Below are 2,490 nucleotides of genomic sequence, written 5' to 3'. Positions count from 1 at the left end.
TCCAGGTCAAGGCCGGGTGGGACGGCAAGGGCCCGTTCCTGCTCTCAGTCTTCGCCGCGACCTCGTGGCGGGGCGAGCTGACGAACACCGAGCCGGACAAGCACCTCGCCGTCCTGTGGATGGACGCCTCCGCGCTGCCCACCCCGATGTTCCCTACCTCGCACGCCGCCCTCACCGCCTACCTCGCCGGCGACGGGCGGGGGTTCTCCACCTACGGCTGGGACGCCTCGGAGGACCTGCGCGCCCTGGTCGGGGCATGAGATGGCCGGCCGCCACCGCCGCCCGCCCACCGGCGAGAAAGCAGTCCTGCCCGCGGACATCGACTTGCGGCTGCTCGCCATCACCCAGGGCCGCACCGTCACCGACGAAGGCGTCGCAACGCTCCCCGGCGGACGGCACCCGTACGCCTACCGCACGCACTACCGGCCCGACGGCAGTGTGGACCGGCTGCTGGAGCGCCTGGCTCCCGGTCCCCTGCGCCCGCCCGGCCTGAACCACGCCGACTGACCCGTCCGCCGGCGTCCCGACCGAGAGGAGCGGAAGTGTCCGCCGCCGACCACTGGAACGACCACTACAAGCAGGGGAAAGGATTTCGTCCCGTCGCCGAGCTGGAGGTCGCGCTGCTCGCCGAGCATCTCGGCCCCGGCAACGGCCGCCGGGCGCTCGACGTGGGCTGCGGCACCGGCGAATACTCCGCCGCCCTCCACGATCTGGGCTTCCAGGTCACGGGGGTCGACTTCTCCGAGGTCGCCGTCGCCACCGCCCAGGACCGGCAGGGAGAGCGCGACGGGCTCGACTTCCGGCTCCTCGACGCGGACCGCGGGGGCCTGGGCCTGCTCCCGGCCGGCGAGTTCGACCTGATCACCTGCCGGCTGTTCCTCCCGTTCGTCGACCTCGTGCCGACCGTCGCCTGCGCCCGTCGCCTCCTCGTCCCCGGCGGCCGACTGCTCGTCACTACCCCGCTCGCCGAACGCCAACGCGCGGGCTGGGAGTCGATCGGTCTGCGCTCGGCCAGTCTCGACCTGCTGCGCGCCTTCGGCTGGAGCGCCATGGCCGAGTACCCGCTCGACGACCTGCTCTGCCTCCTGCTGACCACCCACTTCGCCCTGGAGAGGACCAGCCGATGACCCCGACCACCGCCGCCCGGCCCGCCGTCCCCGGGGACGCCGACGAACTGCTGCGCTTGCGCGTCGCCGTCCTGGACGGCGGCCCGCTCACCGACGAGTGGCGCAACACCTTCCGCGACGACATGCGCGAGCGCCTGGGCAGCGACCCGAACCTGCTCGCCTACGTCGTCCCCACCGCTGGCGGCCTCGCCGCGTGCGCCATCGGCATCGTCTACTGCGGCTACCTCGGCCCCGCGTTCCCCACCGGCTTGTGGGGCCGCATCCACACCGTGGTGACCGATCCCGCCCATCAGCGACGTGGACACGGCCGGGCCGTCACCACCGCCCTCGTCGAAGCCCTCAAGGACCGCGGCTGCGGGTCCGTCGAACTGAGGGCCACCGCCGCCGGCGCGGGCCTGTACCGCACCCTCGGCTTCGAGCCCCTCGACGGCTTCATGACGCTGCGCCCCGGCCCCGGCGGGTGGGCGCGGTGACCGCCTTCGACCTCGACGCCTACAACGAGCGGGCCCGCAACGGGCCGTGCTTCATCTGCTCAATGCTCGCCGGCGCCCCCGGCTATGAGCACCCGATCGTCCTGGACGACGGCGTCCACGTCGCCTTCCTCGACCGCTACCCCACCCTGCACGGCAAGGTCCTGGTCGCCCCGCGCACCCACGTCGAGGACACCATCGGCGACTTCACCGAGGACCAGTACCTCACCCTGCAACGCGTGGTCCACCGCGTCGCCACCGCGCTCACGGCGACCGTTCCGACCGAGCGCGTGTACGTGCTGAGCCTCGGCAGCCAGCAGGGCAACGCCCACGTCCACTGGCACATCGCCGCCCTCCCGCCCAACACCCCATACGAGCAGCAGCAGTTCCACTCCCTGATGACCGAAGGCGCCGGGGTACTGCCCGACGACCCCGAGCGGGCCGACCGCCTCGCCGCCGACCTGCGCGCCCGCCTCAACGGAGGAACCTGACCGTGGCCTTCGTCCCGCCCGAGCAATTCGTCCCCACCCTGCCGCACGGCGTCTCCTACGCCGGCGTGTTCTTCACCGACTGCCACGATCAGCCGCTGCTGCTCACCTCGTTCACCACCCGGGCGAGTACCAGTACCCCGGTGGGCTCCTCGACCCGGGCGAGGACCCGTGGCAGTGCGCGCTGCGGGAGACCGGCGAGGAGATCGGCTTCGTCCCCGCCTCTCTGGACGACGCGCCCCGTCTCCTGCTGCTCTCCTTCACCCCGCCCGAGCCGCCGTGGCCGTGGAAGATCGGCGTCACCTTCGACGGCGGCCGGCTCACCGACGAGGAGATCGAGCGGATCACCCTCGACCCGGCCGAGCACAGTGGCCACGCCGTCCGCACCCTCGATGAGTGGTCGCG

5 protein-coding genes and 1 pseudogene are annotated in these 2,490 nt (G+C 72.7%); all 6 read left to right on the top strand.

Annotated elements, in window-relative coordinates:
* Positions 1-260, top strand: a pseudogene (locus AA75_RS50545) (hypothetical protein); the annotation flags it as partial.
* A 1-nt stretch (position 261) separates the two neighbouring features.
* On the top strand, positions 262-507 hold the full coding sequence (locus tag AA75_RS42050) for a hypothetical protein (RefSeq protein WP_033825793.1): 246 nt from the start codon (positions 262-264) through the stop codon (positions 505-507).
* Between the two features lie 35 nt (positions 508-542).
* Positions 543-1,127, top strand: a complete 585-nt coding sequence (locus AA75_RS42045) for a bifunctional 2-polyprenyl-6-hydroxyphenol methylase/3-demethylubiquinol 3-O-methyltransferase UbiG (RefSeq protein ID WP_051740758.1) — start codon at positions 543-545, stop codon at positions 1,125-1,127.
* Positions 1,124-1,600 (top strand): GNAT family N-acetyltransferase, encoded by a 477-nt coding sequence (locus tag AA75_RS42040; protein WP_033825792.1) that lies wholly within the window; start codon positions 1,124-1,126, stop codon positions 1,598-1,600. The genes AA75_RS42045 and AA75_RS42040 overlap by 4 nt, the downstream gene beginning before the upstream one ends.
* Positions 1,597-2,088, top strand: coding sequence for an HIT family protein (locus AA75_RS42035; RefSeq protein WP_033825877.1), 492 nt, complete (start codon positions 1,597-1,599; stop codon positions 2,086-2,088). The genes AA75_RS42040 and AA75_RS42035 overlap by 4 nt, the downstream gene beginning before the upstream one ends.
* 25 nt (positions 2,089-2,113) lie before the next feature.
* Positions 2,114-2,490: NUDIX domain-containing protein (locus tag AA75_RS54225; protein WP_149038696.1), on the top strand; the 377-nt coding region annotated here is incomplete at its 3' end.

This window comes from Kitasatospora sp. MBT63 (assembly GCF_000710465.2).
Taxonomy (GTDB): Bacteria; Actinomycetota; Actinomycetes; order Streptomycetales; family Streptomycetaceae; genus Kitasatospora.
The sequence above is the reverse complement of the archived record's forward strand: the minus strand, read 5'-3'. Positions and strand labels throughout refer to the sequence as shown.